A 21,098-nucleotide genomic window follows, 5' to 3' on the forward strand; every position below is an offset into this window, starting at 1 on the left:
CATGGGCGCAAGAGTGGTTTTTGAGTTGTCGTTGTGAGAGACAATAACTCTACTACAAAGTGCCCTCTCTCCTCATCCTCTTATTTTGGCTAAGGTATTGAGTTAAAATGCTCTTTACGAGCTTTACTACGCTCTTTATTCAAGGCTTTCAATTCTTCTAAACTCAAATCATGGGTATCCATGTTTACGGCATGAGCATATCCAACAAAATCTTCTGCATTCTCATCAGTTTCAGAACTGTAGATATATAAAGTCAGGATATGGTCTGGGTCATATCGCAGAGTTACAAATTCACCTCTATATGCCTTGAGTGATTCTCCACGGTAAATTAAGTTCTCAAACTGTATAGATCCATGCGCTTGAACCACTCGTTGCGCTTCTTTCATCAAACAGATATCTAATTCTCGCTCATCCAAAGGTTCAGGCAATTTTCCTCCCATACCGTTGAACCAGCGTTCAAATCTTGTATCACGAGGTTCTTTGGGATAAGGTTCGTGATTATAAATATCACAAAAGAAACTCGCTAAAATCTTGTCCAAATCCTGTATTGTCAAACAGGCTTCTTTCTCTGCATTTTCGGGACGTTCCTGAACATTTGCGCCTGTATAACCAGGTAAATCTTTGAGAACTTGAGTATTAATAGTTTTGAAGATTCGTTCTACAATACCACCTTCGGGTGGGCGATCGCGGAGTTCACACTGAAATCCTAGTTTCTTGCCAATGGCTTTGAGATGTTTTGAGCGAAAATCTTTTCCACCATCAGTAAAAAAATATTGAAAAGGAGGCCCACATATCTGCCAAACTTTATTTAGCTCATAGTCATCAGGATAATTTTTCGGCAAAATAGCGTGTCTTAAGGCTAGAGCCACCTCTGTAGAACCTGGCTGTTTAATCCATAAACGGAAACCAACAACACAACTTGAATAGGTATCCACAATAGTCGTCAGCCAAGGACGCTCAGACAGTAAATCACCATGAATATCAACTATGCGAATATCTAATTTAGTATGGTCACACTGGATAATTTGGTTACTAAAGTCAGCCCTCAGTAGTTCGCCATCGCGTGTTACCACTGTCATCCAAGATCCTGAACCAGGATTTCTAACTTTTGTTTTCCGTTTGTGTTGTTCAATTAAAGGATCTAAAATTCTATAAACAGTAGCTTGATGAGGATAATCTCCTGGCTTAAGTCCAAGGTCAACGATCGCGTGTCGCTTCACTTCGCGAACTACAGATGCTGGTGAAATTGGATGTTTGTCTTTAATACTCTTTTGATAAATTGTTTTGATAAATTCTTGCCAGTATTCGCTGACTCGATATTTTCCCTTATCGGAGCGTTGTACTCCTGCTGTCTCGGATAGGGTGTCTTCATAGTGTTGCTTAAGTAGACGCTCTACCTGCCGAGTAGAGATAGCAAGAGTATTTGCAACTGCTTGCTTCCTTTGAGACTTAATTGTGCGATTTGGTGATTCAGCAAGCCACTGGATGAGGTTAAATGTCAGCTTATGTCTATCTGAAGTTTCCAGAATAATTTGCGATGGATCTACAGTGAAATTATTTTCACCAAGGAAAATAGCTTCCGGGGCTTCGGTCAATTCTTGTGTGAATTCAAATTCTTTGTTTGCCATTGGAGCGAGAAATACTCATTAAGGTACTAATGTACCATTATCTTGCTAAGAATGCGACAAACAATTTGCAAATTGACAAAATGTAAATAAACGACATTGAATATGCGAAACCGCAACTTACGACATTGAATATGCGAATTAAGCCAATTTGTCGCTTTGATTGATTATAAGCTTAAAACCTTTGCACAGCAGGACTTACAACGCTTTTAAGTAGTCGCGACATGATTTGCGAATTGCGACATATAATTAGCGAATGTACAGGCTTTATAAGATGACAACTAAAATGTTAATTATTTAAATATCGACATTTAATTTGTTAAAATCATTTAACTTTTAAATGGCAATCAAAAAGGCTATAATTATTGTGTAGTGGGGATTATAGCCTTTTTAATTTCAGCGACAATAATTTGTTAAGACGACATATAATTAGTTAACTGACATCAGAATTCTTAATTGAGATGTATGTCGATTGCCAAATTATTTGTCCGCGTTAACATATTCCTCTATTCTGACAAACAATAGTCCATAAAGTAACTAACTTTATACACCATTAGCTCAGATTGAGAAATTGGCGGATAACAGAGACTATTGGAATAACATCATAGGAGTAGTAGCCCTGAGTCAGTGGGATAATCTCGCCAGATTTAAGTTGAAAGCTAACTCTGTAGGATGTTCCCCCCATACCATCATTATCAGATGTGTCCACCTCAACGGCTGCAATTTGACTCAGAGGATACTCGACTATATCAATACAGCGCCACAATTTCTTGCGGGTTAAGGTGAAAGAATTGCGATCGCGATCGAGTATGCAATTTGAGCCACCTTCATATATATCTAAGGCAATAAAGAGTATATTAAATGCAAAAAATGGGATACTCCCGACTAAAATTATGATCCATTCTGGTTGCTCAATATTTAGGCGGGCGATTTCTGGTTTGGCAATATATTGATTGATTTCTTCTACAATTGGTTTGACATCGGCTTTTGCACCTTCACCTCCTCTACTCGTAAAAGTAAAGCGAACCGGAGAATCTTTAATTAACAATACTACGTAATAGTAGTATTCACCTGTTTCTTGATCCACTTCCTTTGATTTTTCAATTTTAGCCTCTCTCAAATCCGATAGGGGAAATTTTTGCTTGACTTGTATCCAAAAAGGAGATTGTACAAGTTCACAATTTCCTTGATTGGCAATGCTTCTCTCACATGTCAATCTAGAACCACCGCCAAGTATAATAATTCCTAATACTGGTAAAAAAGATGTACATAAAAATATGAACCAGAACAAAAAACAATTAGGTTTTAACGGTTTAAACAGTATTAATTGGTGTGAATTTAATTCCTGAACTTGCATAATTAGGGAGACAAGGGGGTGAGGAAGTGTGGAGACTGTGGGGAATGTGGGGAGAAATGACTTATGCTCAATGCCCAATACCCCATTACAATCGCTGTCGCTGAATCAATTGGCTAAATAATCCCGGTTGCTGGGCGAGTTGGTCAAAGTTACCTTGTTGGACTAAGCGCCCATTTTCCAATACATAAATGCGATCGGCGTTGCGAATGGTGCTGAGGCGATGAGCAACAACAATCCGGGTAACATTCAACTTTTCTAAACTTTCGCTAACTATCGCTTGGGTGCGGTTATCTAAGGCGCTGGTGGCTTCATCAAACACCAAAATTCGGGGACGTAATGCCAAAGCTCTGGCAATTAATAACCGTTGTCGCTGTCCGCCAGAAAGGTTAGTACCCCCTTCGCTAACTACTGTATGCATCCCCATTGGCATGGTGGCGATATCATCGGCTAAACCTGCCATTCTCGCTGCTTCCCATGCTTCTTCCATTGAGATGACAGCGTTACTGGAAATGTTTTCAAAGATGGATGCAGACATTAAGCGGCTGTTCTGCAAAACCACCCCTAACTGACGGCGAAGGGCATTGACATCTAATCCGGACAGTTCTTGCCCATCATAATTAATACTACCCGATTCTGGCGTGTCAAATCCTAACAACAATCTAAATAAAGTAGATTTACCACTCCCCGAAGGCCCTACCAAGGCGATAAATTCTCCTGGTTCTGCCCGTAAGCTGACATCATCTAAGGTGAGTGCGCCATCAGGGCGATAGCGAAATATAACATGGCTAATCTCAACTCTACCTGATAATCTGCCTGGGTCAGTTTTGCTACCGTCAACTTCTGGGCTGGCTTGGAGGATAGGTTGGGCGCGTTCCCATAAGGGTAGGGCTTCTAAGATATCTACGGCGGTACTGCTTAAGCTCGTCGCTCCACTAATAAATGTACCAAATGCTGCATTAAAAGCTAAGAAATGTCCCGGAGAAAAAGTTCCGCCATTGGCTTGGGATTGTTGCAGTAAATTAGTGGCGAAGGCAAAAATTATCACAGGAGTTAAGGCGGAAAGCAGATTGTTAATTACTACCAAATTATCTTCTATACTTTGAGCATCGAGCATATAGCGTAATTGCTGGCGATATTGCCCGCCCCAGTAAGCAAATGCTCTCGGTTGTGCGCCATTAGTCCGGAATTTAGCGACACCGTTAATGATTTGTACCATCATCCCAAAGAGTTTACCTTGCATTTCTAGTAACGGGCGGACTTTGCGGATGGTGAGAATACCGGAAATAATGGTGACAGCTATATTAATTAAGGCGACAAAAACAGCAATTAGGGCTAAGGAAGGACTGTAGTAAAACAGCAATCCTAAATTTAGCAGGGAAAAGAAGCTCGAAAATAAAGTTTTGAGTAATGTATTGCTGAGTTTTTGGCGAATTTGGCTGATAACGGCAACACGAGCGCTTAAATCACCGATGGAATATTGGCGGAAAAATGAAGCTTTGAGATTTAATAATCTATCCCAAATTGCGGCTTGGGTGGAAGTATCGGCAAAGGTTTCTAAGCGCATAATCGCTACGCCTTGGGTGAGTTGAAATAGGGTTGCGCCTAGAGTTGTGGCTACTAAACCAAAGGCGATTTGGTATAAGAGCGATTTATTGTCATCAGGAATGGCTTGATCGATGAGGATGGCGGTAGCTTGAGGTGTAATCATCCCCAATAAAGCGATCGCAATTCCGGTAAATAAAATTGTCGCTAATTCTTTAGAACGTCCTTCAAAGGCAAACTGTATCAAGTTCAACACCTTGAGGTTAGCGGGTAAAGGACGATAAAAAGTGTAAGCTGTAGGCGATATCGTTGCAGCGATTTGGCGATCGCATTTTATCCGCTTTTGTTCTATCGGATCGATAATTTCATACCGCGTTTCCGAAATGGGTAACAGTGCCACCGGGCGGTTATCTGCTACAGTATAACCTAACAAAGCGCCGCTATCTTGCTGCCACCAATTATCCCGCAAAGTGATGCGCCGGATGCGAATACGGGAAGCCCGCGCGATCGCATCTAAGGGATCGCGTACTCGGCGCAAGTCTTCTGAATTAGCCGGGGGACGAATAGATATCCCTAATACTTTTGCTACCGCACCAGCCGCAAATAACAGTGCTTCTTCGGAGTTAATTGCTGGTTTTGTGGGGGATGTGGGCGTTGTCTCAGCATCGAAGATGTTAGCAAAGTTACTGAGAGTAGAGGCGATCGCTTGATTATTTAACCGTTCCCTGGCTTGAAATCTGGCTAACTCTGCGGTGTTGGCTTGTTGTTCGAGTTGGGAAATTGCTTGTAAAACGAATATTTGTAAATGATGTAATCCGGTTAATAATGTATGAGTATCGGCTAAATCTGTAGTAGATAAGGCATCAATTTCAATTACCTCTTGAGATTGTAACCAGAGATATCCATATAAAGGAATGCGTCCAATTTCGGAAGTGATTTCTAAGCTATCTAAGCCTAATAGATTTCCTTTTCCTTGGAGAATTTGCGCCCAAACAACCATGTCATGTGGTGCTTGAAATATTTCTTTTTCGCCTAATATAGTACATCCGGGAATGTTCGCGGGTGTGGGGATTTTGGGGGAGATGATTTCGGCGACAGATGAACTAAGAAGTTGTACCCAATTTTCAATTAATTCTGGTGTAGAAGTGAGAGAAAATTCGGATTTTTTAAGTTGTAATAGTTCGGTTTCTTCTAAAGCGACTGCGAGGATTTGATAATGTCCGTTTGGGGAGTTTAATTGAGCGGAGAACATGGCTGCGCCGGCTTTGACGCTAAATAGATAACGTCGTCTTCCTTTGGGTATACCATGTTGGACGTTGATGGCGAAGATGGCGAGAGATCCCGATTTGACTAGCCAAATTGTTTCTGGGTTGTCGAGTAGTAGGGGGTCGTTATTTTTGAATATATATGATTCACTGAGTGGGTTGGTTTGATTTTCTTCAGCTAGCATAGTTAAATATTTGATATAAGAATTTATTTATTCTTTGCGTCTTTGCGGCTTTGCGTGAGAAAAAAGAAATGAATGAAACCGCCAAGACGCCAAGGACGCCAAGAAAGGAGAGTTGTAGAGAGTTTTTTGGTTTAGCTTTCGCTTTTAATTAAGTCTAAATAATGTCCTTCGACTTGACTTAATTCGTCGTGAGTACCGCGTTGGACGACTTTACCGCGATTGAGAACTATGATTTCATCGCAATCACGAATTGTACTCAAACGATGGGCGACAATTACGCAGGTACAGCCGCGTAAACGTAGGTTTTGATCGATGATTTTTTCGGTTTCTGCATCTAAGGCGCTGGTGGCTTCATCCATTAATAAAATTGAGGGATTATTGACTAAGGCGCGGGCGATTTCTAATCTTTGACGTTGTCCCCCACTCAAGTTACTTGCGCCTTCTAATAAGTCTGCATTGTAACCGCCGGGAAGCGATCGCACAATTTCATGCACAGCTGCATCGCGGCAAGCTTGGATTAAGTTACTATCAGGAATGGTAGTATCCCACAAGGTGAGGTTATCGCGGACGCTACCAGCAAATAGCATAATGTCTTGTTCGATTGTGGCGATGGAGTTTACCAATATCTGAGGCGGAATTTGCTGTTTGGGTTGTCCATCGAAGTAGATTTCCCCTGCCCAAGGTTGATATAATCCGGCTACTACCTTGGCGATGGTGGATTTACCAGAACCGCTACCACCAACTAACGCTACACGTTGTCCTGGTTTGAGGGAAAGACTAAAATTTTCAATTAGCGGTGGTGCAGTTCGGTTATAGCCAAAGGTGATGTTACGCAGTTCGAGATATCCTTCTAGTTTAGGGGAAGTAACAGACCAATCCCCCCTGCTCCCCTGCTCACCTGCTCCCCTGCTGTCTTCCACCGGGTTGCGTAAGACATCATCTAGGCGATTTAAATTTCCTTCCAGTTCTTGTAAATCCCCACCTAAACTGATGAGTTGACTGACTGGTTGCATAAATTGCTGCATTAAGGATTGAAATGCAATCAGCATCCCAATACTTAACCCTCCATCGATAACCCGAAATCCCCCGACAACCAGCAATAACATGGAGGTAATCCCAGATAAAAAGCTGGGTAAGATTCCCAAGCTTTGATTGAGATTGTCCATATCTTGACGCACATTGATGGCTTTGGCGTAATATCCAGCCCAACGGGTGAAAAAATCGGACTCTAAACCGGAAGCTTTCAGGGTTTCCATACTTTGCAAACCTGCGATCGCAATCCCGCTGACTTTGCCTTGTTCCTGCATCAGGCGTATATTAGTATCAACCCGCAATCCAGCTACCCACTGCAAAGCTAGGAGATTGACGACAACAAAAGCAATACCAATCAGAGTTAATAGGCGATCGTATTGCCACATGACAATGGCATAAAATATTACCATCACGGCAGAAATTACCGTTGTTGCCAGTTTACCAGAAAGGAGATTAGCCAGGCGATCGTTAAGTTGAATTCTGCTGCTAATTTCCCCAGCAAAACGCTGATCGTAAAAGCTTACAGGAAGATGGAGCAAATGCCAAATAAATTTACTCGACATTCCCATTGCTAATTTAATTTTTAGTCGTCGCAATAACTGTAATTGCAAGCGTGTTAATAATCCACTTAATAAAGCAGTAAATAACATCGCAAATATTAGCGGGCGCAACCAATCATCTCGACCTTGAATTAATACTTCATCTACAAATACTCGCGAAAATGTGGGGATGGCTAAACCAGGTATTACTAATAAAAATCCCGCCAATACACAATAAATTAAAGACCAACCTGAGCCGCGTAATCGTGAAGTTAAAGCTAAAAATAAGCTCGGTTTATGTCCCCCTGGTTTAAAATCTGCACCCTTTTCAAATACGAGAACTACCCCGGTAAAAGCTTCGCTAAATTCTCCTACAGAAACCGTCCTTCTTCCCGTCGCTGGATCGTTTAAATAAACGCGCTGTTTACTAAAGCCTTCAACTACTAAAAAATGGTTGAAATTCCAAAATACTATATAAGGACATTGAATTTGTTCTAATGCTGGTAAATCCGCTTTAAAACCTTTAGCTTGTAATCCGTAACTCCGCGCCGCATTTAAGATATTTGAAGCCTTACTTCCATCTCTAGAAATTCCGCAAGCTTGGCGTAATTCTGCTAAGGGAATAATTCTGCCATAGTAACCTAAAATCATTCCCAAAGCTGCTGCACCACATTCTACTGCTTCCATTTGTAGTAATGTTGGTGTGCGGCGAATTGAAGGGATTTTATTAAATAAAGATTTCATGGTTAATATTATTTATTGGTAAGGTTGCACAAGGTTTTAATTTTTAAACGCAAAGGTACGCTAAGGTTAACGCAAAGGGGCGCAGAGTTTTTTTAGATATATATCTTTGAGGAGAATTATGTGCCTCTATTCTTCTTTGGCGTTCTTCTCTTCTCCCAAGGGGAGACGCTGCGTGAACGAGACGCTAACGCGAAGGCGGTCTTGGCGGTTCAATTCATTTTTTTATCTCACGCAGAGACGCAGAGAAATTATATAAGAGGTTTAATTATTGGGAATATAAGAAGATTAAACCTCTTGAAAATTACGAATTACGAATTACGAATTACCCTAGTCCTGTCAAAGATTTGAAAATAGGTAATACAAAGGTAATCGGTGCGCGTTCTTCAACTGTAATCCGTACAGAAGTTGTGGTTCCTGCTGTAATTTCTAAGTCAGGCCCTTTTGATGAAGACCAACGATAGCCTTTATTAGTAGAAGTATCCGGTTGCAGTTCGCTAAAAACTGCTATTTGTGCCCCTTGACTCAATATACCTGGTAAAATATCAGGATTACCAATTAAACTGGCTACACCTTGCTGTGTTACCGGGAATGCAGAAATATTTTTTACCTTCGCTTCTATTCCACCGAATTCTTCGCGTTTCACGGTAGAAGGTGTAACTTGTAAAGACATCCCCGGTTTAATTTTCTTACCTTCACTCACAGGTAAAAAAGCCACATTAACTAATTTCGCAGATTCTTCATTAGCTGCTATTGTCCCAATTCCTCCACCTGGTTCTAATTGTTGTCCTGGTTTGGCGGTGATTTCTAGAATTCTTCCGGTGTAATCGCTGACAATTTGACTAGTTTTTTGTAATTGTAATTCTAATTGAGCAATGACACGTTGCGTTTCTTGAATTTCTTTTTTTCTGTTAGTAACAGTAGTGAAATCTTGCTCTTTTTGAGTTGCTTGACGACTTTCTAAAGCTTTTAATTGGGTTTGAATTTCATTAATTTGATTAAGGTTATTCATATACTGACGTTCGGTGTCAGTTTCCCTTAATTCCAGTTGATTTAATTGGGATTTGGCTTCATTGATTTGTGCTTGAGCATTTTTATAGTCTTGCTCTGCTTGTAAAGCTGTATCTTGGGGAACAGCGCCTTCTTTAAGGAGTTTTTTCCGTTTTTGCCATCTTTCATGATAAATCGGTAATAATTCTTGTAAAGTTTGGATACGTTGTTGCAGATTGAGCCGTTCGCGTTTCATTACAGTTTGTGTTTGTTCGCGTAACGCTGGGGTGAGAGATTGGACGATTTCTAAACTTCTTTGCAATGTTTGACGCTGTTGCTGAATTGCTATCTCTTCTAAATTAGAACGCTGTGTTTGCACTTGATTGGCGGTTTCATCTTGAAAACGCAACTGTACTAGTTTTTCTCGCGCTAGTTGCAATTGCTTGCGTAATTCAGCTTGATCTATAGTTGCAATGACTTGACCTTTTCTGACGCGATCGCCTACTTGCACGTTTAACGCTAAAATCCTTCCAGGGTTAGCCGCTTGCACAGTCACCACTTTACTGGGATAAATTAATACCCCCCGCCCAGAGACGACTATCGGAATACGCCCAAACACACTCCAAGCAGTTCCCACCGCTACCAAGGAACCCAGCGCCAACAAAGAAAACCAGCGTTTAGGATTTGTTACCTTAATTAATTGATCGAGTTGTTCCGGCGAAGCAACTCTATCTAAAGCTTCCTGACGAAAAATATTCCGTTTCTGCGTATCTTGCTGTGTTACCATTTTTTTACCTTTTTATACAAAGACTAGGGAAGGGGTAGGGGTGCAGAGGAAGCAGAGGGGGTAATAAAATAAATACTCAATGCCCAATGCCCAATGCCCATCACTCAATCCCAATCCGTTTGAGCATCCAGTCAAACCGCGCTCCGGCTAACGCCACTTGTGAGAGAGAATTTAGATTAAGTTCGTTAGCGTAGGATTGGTCTAAGGATTGTCCGCTACTGTAAGTTAGTCGTCCATATCCTAAGCGTTGGGCGATCGCTTGTTGTTTATCTGCCAACAAAATTCCCAACACGCGGTAAAATCGAGATGCAAAGCCGACATCATGCAATAGTTTTGCTGACAATCGCCACTTAGGAATCGATAATACTCTTGAGTTCCGTATTGTCCTCACTGTGACTGCTGGCGGTTGGACTTCAATAAATGGGGTTTCGCCCACAATATCGCCCCGCCATAATCGCGCAAATTCCTTTTCTAATACTTGATTTTGGCTATCTTCTAAATTAGAAAAAGCTCTCGTTAAGGGGTTAATTTCTCCCGTCGCGGCATTTAACGCCACAGCCCCATCAAGTAAAATATGTAACGCTTCTATCGGTCTACCGCCGCGAATTAAGACAGAACCAGCCGCAAATTGTTCGACTCTTCCCGCCGCAATTAACCAATCAATATCAGCATCCTGTAACTCTGCAAAGACAATCAATGCTTCCCGCAGTTGGGATTGACTCAAAACAACCGTACTGTTCCCCAACTGATTCATCATTTGCTCTAGACGATTGGCTAACAGCACTGCACTGGCGCGGTAGAGATGCGCCGCAAAACTCAAATCTTGTTGGAGTTTTTGGATAAGCTGGAATTTGGGAATTGTTAACACCAAAGATTTGGTTTTGGCACTCACAGTAGTTGCAGGTAGATAAGTTTCGATAAAGGGAATTTCCCCTACCATCTCCCCACTAGATAACCGCGCAATTTCCCTTCCGGGTAAAGTTCCCCCTTCCAGCACCGCAAAAGCTCGCCCTAAAGGATTGTTATCTGCTTGATTTAAGGAAACCGTCAATGCACCATCAAGGAGAATATGCAGTGCATCCAGAGGTTGACCTTGCTGAATTAAAACTTTTCCCGGCGCAATTTCTGCTTGCTTTCCTACCGCCAACATCCAATCTATATCTTCATTACTAAGTTCTTTTAATAGAACCTCTGCCATTACTCAACTCCCTATAAATCAACGAATGGGAGAAAAATTCTGCAACCTTCACCCCTAATTTTTCATTACTCAACCGTCAACACTTCCCTGCGGGACGCTACGCGAACGACAGGCTCCCTTCGACAAGCTCAGGGCATCGCAGTGCAGCGCAGTCAACAGTCAACCGTCAACCGTCAACACTCCTCTCATTTCCTACCAAAAAGCTTGGCGAAACCGCTGACAAAACTCAGCGCATCGCTCACAGAACTAAAGCCCAAACCGATAAATTGAAATGCTGAGGAAGATATATAAGAAGATCTAAAAAGAGAATTTCTGCTGTTTCTGCGAAAACTCCGGCGGTTGGCGGAAAATATATCTCTTTGTTCAAAAGTGGAGCCAGATAGGTAAATATCGATTCCACCTGAGACTGCGTCTAGTTCTTCGGGCGATAATTCAACGGGACTATTATTTATATTTGTTTCATTAGACATTCTTTTATCCTGCGGAATGCTGCTGAAACTTAGATATTTCTGAAGGGGTGGAACTTATGCAAAATGCGTAGATGCAAAGCAGTAAAGCAGTGGCTCACCAATGACAACCCTTGCCAATTACTAGTTAGGTAGCGCGAATATCAATAGTAATAGAGCTAAGTTTGTCAAAAACCTGTTGAGTTCGATGAATCGGCCACCAATCGTAAAGAAAAATTTCCAACGGTCGCCACATTGCTACCCAACCTACAATCAATAACCCTTCGGTGACGATGTTAGCAAAGGTATCATCGCTGAACAAGGTAATGAGTTTGCTAATCGTCACGCACAAGCCCAAAAACATTAGACCAATCAATAATGAGATCCGACCTTGGCGGAGAGTCTGACGCAGTTCTCTACCTGCGTTATGCTTTCGATAATCAAAATAGTTATGGATGGCTTCAGGTAAAATTTGTATTTCTGCGTCTTGTAATTGTTGTGGTACGTAGAAAACTAGCTTTAAAGGAGTTTTAAGTGAGAATTCGCTTGCTGATTGAAAAATATAAGCTTCAGCGTCTTCATCAAGGTCTTTTTCTAAAAATGGTGATGGATCAAAGGAGTTAAATATTTGACTTACATTACTGAGGCGGATTTCAATTAAATATATACCATTTTCATTTTTATAATAGGAGTCTAGGTCTTTCACATAACATAATCTCCTTGATTGAGATACATTTAGCAATTCTTCAGGAAACAATCAAAGCGATCGCAATCATTCGACGGAGATTTTTTGGTCAATTGCTCGCCTTAATCTTGAGGATAGACAATAAATTTGAGGAAGTTGTGAGAATTGTGAAAAAAAGCGATCGCATGAATGTAGGTAAGTGCGATCGCTTTTTTTGCAACTTTCACTAAAATCTATGCACCCCACCGTCAACGCAAATCAGGTGGGGTAGTTCCTTTTTTAGTAACCTGCTAACAATGCATCACGCAGAAAGATGTATTGTAATTCAAAGCCAATCGGCTCAAGTCTAGACAACAACTCTTTTGCTTGACCCGAAAGTTGATAATCAGATGGTACCGGAATTATCGTGGAATTTTCCATACCTTGAGCCAGTCGATACCAAAAAGCTAGCTTGGTATTGTTGTTCAAAGAGTCGTATTCCCGCCGAATCTCTGTGCTAGAAGGGGTCAACAAATCGCGCATGATTTGCAGTTGCTCTTCTTTGGACTTTCCTTTAACTTTATTAAACAGTCCCTCAGAATTATCAGGTGCGGTGTCTTCGGGGTCTTGGGGTCTGGTGGAACCACCCATTTGGACGTACAGATGCCACAATACGGCAAGTTGGTTATCTATGGACAGGTTTCTAAACAGCTCCGCATACTGTGCTGGTGCTGATTGAGTATATTGTGCCATGATTACTCTTCCAATTCAAAACTTCTAATCTTTAAGGGGGTCAACAATGAAGTTAAAGCTCCTTAAAGACTTGTTACCTAAGTTAACAATGAGTTGATGTATATTCGTCTAACTAAAGTTGTAGATACAGAATTTCCCAAATTTGTATAATTCAAAACCTGAGCAGGGTGAAGCTCAAGAATTTAGTCACCTATAGACAGATTTTCTCAAAAATCCTGAGAAATGTTGAACAAGTAAAGCTGAGGAGGAATCCTATATAGCAATCCTCAATGATTTGTGAAATATTACATGTAAGGTTGTTGACTGTTAACCGTTGACCGAATTTTAGATTTTAAATTTTGGATTTTGGATTGAAGATTCAAAATCCAAAATTTAAAAAGGTTTCAAGCCCCTGAATTTATTCATGGCATAAATCTAAAATCCAAAATCTAAAATTTTAGATTCAAGCCCCTACATTAATGTATGGGGATAATCTAAAATCTAAAATCCAAAATCTAAAATTGATTGACAGTCAACAGTCAACAGTCAACAGCCAAAACCGATATTTTTCACAACTGAAATAGGATCGCTATATGAATTCAATTATGGTTATTCGCCCTTATAAATATGATGATACTTGGGTATTCGACGATGAAAAAGTTGGTTTGATACGAGAACCCTTTGTAGCAGGTGCAGATAAAATTATCGATCGACTAGTAGCAAATATCCCTAATGCAGCAACGGGATTTAGTTTACTGTTTTCGGCTCGTCCATTTCCTGGTTATCAAGTTAAATTTGATTGGCGACGGGAGGAATATGGCGGTAATTGGTACTACAACGCAGATTTAGACATGGAAGGATGGCTATGTCCGGCTTTATTAAAGTATTTTCCTGAAGCTCCAAAAGAATTTTACGCTCAATGCAAAGCGATCGCTCTCTAAAAACTCGTGCATTAAGTATACAAGTTGTAAATCAAGTTTTCTATTCGTAAATCAACTATACAAGTTGTAAATCAAGTTTTCTATTCGTAAATCAACTATACAAGTTGTAAATCAAGTTTTCTTATTCGTAAATCAACTATACAAGTTGTAAATCAAGTTTTCTATTCGTTTAGCAAATACACAACTCGTAAATTAAATTTATTCATCGCAAAACTGAGAATAGCAATATATATTCCGTAATTTTATCGCATTTATGCTGTTTTTCACAAAATTTGGCTTGAGGCGATCGCTCTCCCCATCCGCCAATTCATCCCTAAAGTAATTAATTTTGAATTCCCCCGCAGGGAGTTGACAAAGGCGGAGTAGGGAAGTTGCTAAACTGGGATAATTCTTAGAACTTTGTCCAGTCTGAAAAATACAGCGATGGCAAGACCGAGTTATGGCCCAGAAGCAAAAAAGCGATCGCGCCGCTTATTAGAAGTATTATTGACTTATGCTAATGATGCGATCGCCACTCAGGATGAAGCGACTTTAGAAGCACTGCGTCCCCAAATCCAAACTCGCTGGTTATCGGAACATCGTCTAGTTATCAGAACTAAGCTGAGATTTTTGCAAGCACTGACAACCTTAGCGCCAGGAGAAATTCAATTAAACGCCGAACATCTTAAAGAAGCCTTAAAACGATTTACCGATTTCTTAGAAATTTTAGAAGATAATCGTCCTGCTCGTAGCGGTTCGGAAACTTGGCATTTTACCCTCAATCTTTGGCATCCGCGCCTAGATATTGCCGCAAATTTACAAAAATTTGAGCTTGAATGGGAAAGTCGTCGTCCTGAAAAGTCGAAGCAGGTAACAAGAGAACAAGACGAAGAAAGTTTTTCTGCATCTTCATCATCAACAGATTGGCTTTTAATTTGTCGTGATGCTTTAATGGCACAAAATCACCAACGACTGACAACCAATCCCTTAACTAGTGCTGATGGTGTAAGTTTTGAACTAGATCAAGTATATGTGCCGTTGGGATTGGTGGAACGCAAACATCGGCGGCGTTATGGTAGTGATGTTAGTCCTCAAGAAGGTTCGCGGTTGTATGAACCTGAAGATACGGAAGTTACCCAGATTTTTAATCATGAGGAATTTCTCCAACAATTGCTCAGAGAACAACAAAGTCAGCGCATTGCGATTGTTGGCGAACCGGGAGCAGGAAAAACAACTTTACTGCAAAAAATTGCCGCTTGGGTGTTAGATAATACCCAAGATTTGCTGATTTGGGTAGATTTAGCAGATTTACAAGGTAAAACTTTAGAGCAATATTTAATTCAAGCTTGGTTACCTGCTGCTGTTCGTAAGCTTCGCGTTCCCGCAGAAATTGAAGAAGCATTCTGCGAACAGTTTAATCAAGGACGAGTTTGGTTATTTCTAGATGCAGTCGATGAAATGGCTTGGGAATCTAGCCAAGCTTTAACGAAAATTGCGAGTTATCTGACAGGTTGGGTAGGAGATGCGAGGGTAATTCTCACTTGTCGGTTAAATGTTTGGGATGGGGGTAAAAATGCATTGCAATCTTTTCAAACCTACCGCAATCTTAATTTTAGCTATGGGGAAAAATCTGCTCTTAGTTCTTCAGATTCATGCAACCAAGTAGCACAGTTTATTCGTCGCTGGTTTCAGGATCATCCCGATTTTGCTGAGAGTTTAGAAGCTGAGTTAGCGCAACCAGAACGACGACGGTTAAAAGATGCAGTGAAAAATCCTTTGCGCTTAGCTTTATTGTGTCGCACTTGGGGATTAACTCAAGGAAGATTACCCACAACTAAAGCTATGCTTTACGGACAATTTGTGGAATCAATTTATGAATGGAAACAAGATAGATTTCCCACAACTTCCACCCAGCGACAACAATTAAATCGCGCTTTGGGAGAATTAGCGCTGTTAGCAATTTCTCAAGAAGAAACCAAGTTTCGCCTGCGACACCGTTTTGTCTGTCAAGTTTTAGGCGCGCCTGATGATGGGATGTTTCAATTAGCGCTACAGTTAGGCTGGCTCAATCATGTAGGCATTTCGGAAACTCAAGGCGAAAAAGTTTATGCTTTTTATCATCCCACCTTTCAAGAGTATTTCGCCGCTCAAGCTATTACTGATTGGCGTTTTTTCTGCAATTACAATGCATCTGATCCCAGTTACCGCATTTTTGCACCCCAATGGCGAGAGGTAATTTTATTGTGGTTGGGTAGAGATGAGATTCCCCCAGCGCACAAGGAAGAGTTTATTCAAACCTTAATTGAGTTTACTGATAATTGTGGCGGATATTATAGTTATCAAGCTTATTTTGTCGCCGCACAAGGCATTGCTGAGTTTACAGATTGTCAACAGGCTGAAGAAATTGTACAGCAATTAGTTAAGTGGCGATTTGGCTATTACCAATGTAACGAGCAACAGCAATTAAGATATCCTGCACCGATTGTGGAATGTGCGCGAGTAGCATTATTAAAAACCGATCGCCTAAAAGCGATCGCAGCTTTAGAACAATTCGTTACCTCTAGTCAAAACGAGTTCGACATCTGGAATGCAGCTTATAGTTTAGGTAAAGTCTTCGATCCGGGTAATCAAATTGCGATCGCAGGCTTAGAAAAGATTTTGCAAACTGTACGCTATGAAGCATTGCGATCGCAAGCAGCCTATAGTTTAGGTAAAGTCGATCCGGGTAATCAAATTGCGATCGCCACTTTAGTAGAAATTATTACCTCAACCAAGAGTGAATCTACTCGGCGCAAAGTTGCTTATAGTTTAGGCAAAATCGATGCTAAAAATCCAGTTGCTATCTCTACATTAGAGAACATCGCCGCATCTGCAACCGATCCATCCCAAAGCCGTCAAGCATTAGAAAATTTAGCCACCCTACACAGCGATAAATTATCTCCTGTAGTTAATTCAATTCCCCCACAATTTCCTAAAACTAGAAGACGTAAGCGTAAAACCAAGCCACCATCATCATATTACTCACTCAATTTTCAGATAGCCGAACTAACTCAAGGTATCACCTTAGCAGAGGATGAAGATACCCAAAGAAGAAGAGCATACAAATTAGCGCAGCTTGCTCCCGGTAATGTAATTGCACTCAATACCTTATTACAGCTAATCAAGTCTACAGCCAATGAAACATTGCGCAAACGCACGGCGGATAACATTAAAGAAATTTTACTTCCAGAACAATTCCCAGATGCGATCGCATCTTTAAAAAATTGCGGCTGCGAGGAATTGATAAATTACCAAGTAGAACGCTGCCGAGATTGTTATAAACTAATTTGGCATTGTGCAGACAAGATGGATTATTTAGAGTTTTATCGCATTTGGCATCAACCTAATCTATGAGATCAGGGACTTCCAAATAAAAAAATAATCAATCGCTTTGGTAAATGAATCGTAAAACAGTTGAGTCCGTCATTATGACATAATCTTGTCATGACAATGTAACCAAATGATGAGATATTTAAATAGATGGATTGTTAAGTTTATTTCCAAGGCAGGAGAACCTGCCTTTTACTTCATTCATCTCATAATAAATCTAAAAACTTTGTTTCCAGGGAATAATTTCAATCAAAAATGTAATTCGATATATAATTTTTTGCATCCGGAACATTTACAAAAATTAATTATACACGCGATCGCCCATTACAAAAAACCACCAGGAATAGGCAAACACTAGTAAATTACCAATATAAATAAACATCCTACCCAACATAAATTGAGTAGGATTAAGATCAAAATATTTCTTTAAACCCGGTTTCATTTTACACTGCTATATTCATAGTTCGTAGGGGGGTATTACCCCTCATTATGAGTATGTAATCATACTAATTCCCCATGAACAATTAAAAATATATGAGTCATCCAAGTTGCATAATCAAGCAAGGTGAAGTTGTTCTTGGAGATTGACGTTACTTATTTTAGCTAGGTTGGAGCGATACCTAAGGCAACCTAACGGAACGTATCCATGCTATTGCTTTTCTCTCCATCTCCTTAATAAATCCATCTTTCCCATTCACATATCCTTCCATATCTTCTGGATACTGCTTAGCTAATCCACGCTTCAAATCACTGTATTTCAGCGCATCTTCAGGATGTGCAATCATATAATCTCGAAATGCTAGATGTCTTTGAACTTCAGAAACATTAATTTGGAAAATGTGAACGTGATGCGTCCTAATTCCTTGATCATTATGCTTACGGAAGAAACGACGACCTGCAATCCCAAATTCACCCATAATTTCATAACCTAATGCAGTCATCGCTGAACTTTGCTCATCTACTTTAGCGATGTCTTTAACCTGAACTAAGATATCAATGATAGGTTTGGCATATATAGTAGGAATCGCAGTACTACCAATATGTTGAATATCAATAACGTTATCACCAAATGCTAAAGCAATCAGCTTAGCTTCATCTTCAAACTGACTACGCCATGTTGAATCATGGGGTACAACTTCTACTTTCATGAGAGACTGGAAAAATTGCAAATTCAAAATAGAAACAAAATTGACAACAGTTTTGCTGGAGTGGAAAATCTCCATCTCAAACTGAAGCCTCATGAAGATAATTCATCATTCATTATCACCATCCCCAACTACCAGGAATACCCTTAAAAGGCCCAACTATATCACTGGTAATCCAACCACCATAAAAGTTTCCCGGTTGGGGTTGCACTTGCTCGCCATCAACATAGCATACATCCATAGTATGAGCATAAAAAGCCACATAATCTTTGAGAGATGCAAAAGCAGGTGTCGGATCGGGATAAAACCAAGCAGTATTCTCAACTTCTTTATCGCCAACTCGAATACTGTAATAATTAGCGCGTCCTTTCCATTCACAAAAACTAGATTGTGGTGTGAGAAAAAGGTATTCCATTTTAATATCCGCAGGCGGAATATAGTATGAGGGTGGGTGGCTCGTTTCTAAAACACGCTTAGCAGAATGAGTATCGACAATCGTTACCTGGTTAAAAATAATTTGAATATGTTTGTTTGTATCCTCTAGGCGTGGGGGACGAGGATAATCCCAAACTGACTCTTGTCCGCGAGCAGGTTCAATACGTTGTGGATAAACCATACAAAAATTCCAAGTTTAGAAATTGAAAATTTACCAATTTTAGTAATACCAATCCGCATTCTGATATGTAATTAAGATTCAATTCAATATTACGTTTTAGATTGCAATTTGGTATTAAGTAGGGCTTGCTGAAAAAAATTACCCATGCCCAATACCCTCAATAAAAAAACAACACAAATGGCCTGATGAAACATCAGTGACCTTTTGCGTTTAAAAGGGAAATCAAACATTTGGGATGTGCCCGGAAAAAATAACCTAACGTACTTCTTTGAGACTTTCAACTTGTTTGGTGAACAACTCAGTAAATAAGCTCAGTACAGAACGTTCTTCGCGAACTTTAATATTAGCAGTGATCGACATACCTGACTGCAAGTTTATTTTTTTATCCTTAATCGTCAAGTATTGTCTTTCTAAACTAACTCGTGCGGGAAAGCGGTAAAACTGATATGTTTGATCTGGCGGTAAGGCATCAGAACCAATACTAATAACTTTTCCCTTAATATCACCAAATTCACTAAAAGGAAAGGAGTCAATTCTGACATCAACTTTCATGTCTTGCCTAACAAAACCAATATCTTTGTTGGTGATGAAAACTTCAGCAATAAAGCTTTCATTAGGTACAATTTGCAAAAGTTTTTGTGTAGGGTTAGCGACAAATCCTGGAGCTTTCGCTTGTAAATCAAAAATGGTGCCACTGACAGGCGCACGCAGTTCTTGATATTTAACATTCTGCCTAGTTTGAGCAATTTTGCTATTAATATCTGCTAAGCGCTGTTCATTTTCCAGAATCACTTTCATGAATTGGCTATCGATATCAGCAACTCTTTGTTTATTTTGCGAGATTCTTTCTAAAATGTCTTTATCAGAAGCTGCTACAGTATTGGTTAATTGTTGATTCCCTTTTTGAATCTCAAATTGGAGGCGTTTTTCTTCTTCGGTTAATTGGGCAATTTCTGCTTTTAAATTTTGTACCTGTTGTTGCTGGTTTAGATATTGGAGTTGAGAAATTCCACCTTCTTCTGCTAATATTTTGACTCGCCCTAAAATAGTACTCTGAATCTTTAAACTTTCTTGTGTATCCTGCTTTTTAACTTCAGTTTGTGCTAGTTGTTTGCGAGTTTTTTCGACTTCTAATTGTGCGGCTAGAGCACGGGAATCTAATTCTTTTCTAGCTACCGCTAGGCGTTGTTGCTCATCAGTTCCTAGTCCAGCTGCTGAACTATCTTTTTTCAACTGATTCCGTAACAATTCATTTTCTGAAACTAATGCCGACCGACTTTTCAACAGAAAAGCCGTCTCTTGAGGTAATCGACTCCGCAAAAATTCTAATTCAGATGCTGTGGCTGAACTTGCACCCATCAAGCGGCGATAAATTTGGTTTTCTTGGGTGATAGCAGCGCGAATTTGATTTAAAGAATTTAATTCAGCACGGCTAGCAACAGAATCAAATGTTAACAGTAAATCTCCAGCTTGGACATCTTGACCATCTCTGACAAAAACTTCTTTCACGACTCCATTAACAGGAGCTTGCACTTCTTTAACTGTTCCCTCTGGCTTTAATTGACCTGTGGCTGGTACTACTTGCTCAATTTTGGCAAAATAAGCCCAAGCCAGCCCAAAACAGGCTAATAGCATGAGAGATATCATGATTGTGCGTGACCAAACTGGAGATTGTCGCAGGACAACAGCTTGCTCAAGGTTAGCCCCTTGGAAGTTAAATGGAGACTCTTTAACAGGTTTGGCATAAGTAGATTCAGTAGATGTTGTGACTATCTGTTGTGAATCTGATTGTGTTTGAGTACTTGGTCTACCACTACCATTAGTATCGTTAAAGCTATTGCCATTAAGTTGAGTCATAGGAGTTTGAGATTTTGAATTAGTAATTGTTGTTATTTAGGAGTTATCAATTATCAGTTATCAGTTATCAGTTATCAGTTATCAGTTA

Annotated in this window: 15 protein-coding genes; 3 read left to right on the forward strand and 12 right to left on the reverse strand. The window is 40.2% G+C overall.

Features of this window, described 5'->3' with window-relative positions:
* Window positions 1-89: 89 nt before the first annotated feature.
* The 8 genes from H6G41_RS00005 to H6G41_RS00040 form a co-directional block, all read right to left on the reverse strand.
* Complete coding sequence (locus H6G41_RS00005; RefSeq protein ID WP_242037764.1) at window positions 90-1,628, reverse strand: transposase family protein; 1,539 nt, start codon at window positions 1,626-1,628, stop codon at window positions 90-92.
* A 550-nt stretch (window positions 1,629-2,178) separates the two neighbouring features.
* On the reverse strand, window positions 2,179-2,712 hold the full coding sequence (locus tag H6G41_RS00010; protein WP_190742420.1) for a hypothetical protein: 534 nt from the start codon (window positions 2,710-2,712) through the stop codon (window positions 2,179-2,181).
* 355 nt (window positions 2,713-3,067) lie between these two features.
* Entirely contained in the window at window positions 3,068-5,974 is a 2,907-nt protein-coding gene (locus H6G41_RS00015; RefSeq protein WP_190742422.1) for an NHLP bacteriocin export ABC transporter permease/ATPase subunit, read from the reverse strand.
* 131 nt (window positions 5,975-6,105) lie between these two features.
* Entirely contained in the window at window positions 6,106-8,289 is a 2,184-nt protein-coding gene (locus H6G41_RS00020) for an NHLP family bacteriocin export ABC transporter peptidase/permease/ATPase subunit (protein ID WP_190742424.1), read from the reverse strand.
* Window positions 8,290-8,611: 322 nt separating this feature from the next.
* Window positions 8,612-10,063: an NHLP bacteriocin system secretion protein gene (locus H6G41_RS00025; RefSeq protein ID WP_190742426.1), complete on the reverse strand. Its 1,452-nt coding sequence runs from the start codon at window positions 10,061-10,063 to the stop codon at window positions 8,612-8,614.
* A gap of 100 nt (window positions 10,064-10,163) precedes the next feature.
* Complete coding sequence (locus H6G41_RS00030; RefSeq protein ID WP_190742428.1) at window positions 10,164-11,261, reverse strand: cyclic nucleotide-binding domain-containing protein; 1,098 nt, start codon at window positions 11,259-11,261, stop codon at window positions 10,164-10,166.
* Between the two features lie 185 nt (window positions 11,262-11,446).
* On the reverse strand, window positions 11,447-11,731 hold the full coding sequence (locus tag H6G41_RS00035; RefSeq protein WP_190742430.1) for a CTB family bacteriocin: 285 nt from the start codon (window positions 11,729-11,731) through the stop codon (window positions 11,447-11,449).
* Window positions 11,732-11,855: 124 nt separating this feature from the next.
* Window positions 11,856-12,413, reverse strand: coding sequence for a hypothetical protein (locus H6G41_RS00040; RefSeq protein WP_190742432.1), 558 nt, complete (start codon window positions 12,411-12,413; stop codon window positions 11,856-11,858).
* A gap of 14 nt (window positions 12,414-12,427) precedes the next feature.
* On the opposite strand from H6G41_RS00040, the gene H6G41_RS00045 reads away from it, so the two are divergent.
* Complete coding sequence (locus H6G41_RS00045) at window positions 12,428-12,622, forward strand: hypothetical protein (RefSeq protein ID WP_190742434.1); 195 nt, start codon at window positions 12,428-12,430, stop codon at window positions 12,620-12,622.
* A gap of 49 nt (window positions 12,623-12,671) precedes the next feature.
* Here H6G41_RS00045 and H6G41_RS00050 read toward each other — a convergent pair whose 3' ends face one another.
* The gene (locus H6G41_RS00050; protein WP_190742436.1) at window positions 12,672-13,124 is read right to left on the reverse strand and encodes an orange carotenoid protein N-terminal domain-containing protein; all 453 of its coding nucleotides are present in this window, start codon (window positions 13,122-13,124) and stop codon (window positions 12,672-12,674) included.
* Window positions 13,125-13,696: 572 nt separating this feature from the next.
* Here H6G41_RS00050 and H6G41_RS00055 point away from each other — a divergent pair.
* Window positions 13,697-14,044 carry a DUF6717 family protein gene (locus tag H6G41_RS00055; RefSeq protein ID WP_190742438.1) on the forward strand — a complete coding sequence of 116 codons (348 nt, stop codon included), beginning with the start codon at window positions 13,697-13,699 and terminating at the stop codon, window positions 14,042-14,044.
* A gap of 423 nt (window positions 14,045-14,467) precedes the next feature.
* Complete coding sequence (locus tag H6G41_RS00060) at window positions 14,468-17,416, forward strand: HEAT repeat domain-containing protein (RefSeq protein WP_190742440.1); 2,949 nt, start codon at window positions 14,468-14,470, stop codon at window positions 17,414-17,416.
* Window positions 17,417-18,012: 596 nt separating this feature from the next.
* Here the strand turns inward: H6G41_RS00060 and H6G41_RS00065 are convergent.
* From H6G41_RS00065 to H6G41_RS00075, 3 genes are all read right to left on the reverse strand, one after another.
* Window positions 18,013-18,540: a GrpB family protein gene (locus H6G41_RS00065; protein WP_190742442.1), complete on the reverse strand. Its 528-nt coding sequence runs from the start codon at window positions 18,538-18,540 to the stop codon at window positions 18,013-18,015.
* 115 nt (window positions 18,541-18,655) lie between these two features.
* Window positions 18,656-19,153 carry a DUF427 domain-containing protein gene (locus H6G41_RS00070; RefSeq protein ID WP_190742444.1) on the reverse strand — a complete coding sequence of 166 codons (498 nt, stop codon included), beginning with the start codon at window positions 19,151-19,153 and terminating at the stop codon, window positions 18,656-18,658.
* Window positions 19,154-19,408: 255 nt separating this feature from the next.
* Window positions 19,409-21,010: an HlyD family type I secretion periplasmic adaptor subunit gene (locus H6G41_RS00075; protein ID WP_190742446.1), complete on the reverse strand. Its 1,602-nt coding sequence runs from the start codon at window positions 21,008-21,010 to the stop codon at window positions 19,409-19,411.
* Window positions 21,011-21,098: the final 88 nt, after the last annotated feature.

The sequence above is a fragment of the Tolypothrix sp. FACHB-123 genome, assembly GCF_014697075.1.
In the GTDB taxonomy this organism is placed as follows: domain Bacteria; phylum Cyanobacteriota; class Cyanobacteriia; order Cyanobacteriales; family Nostocaceae; genus Aulosira.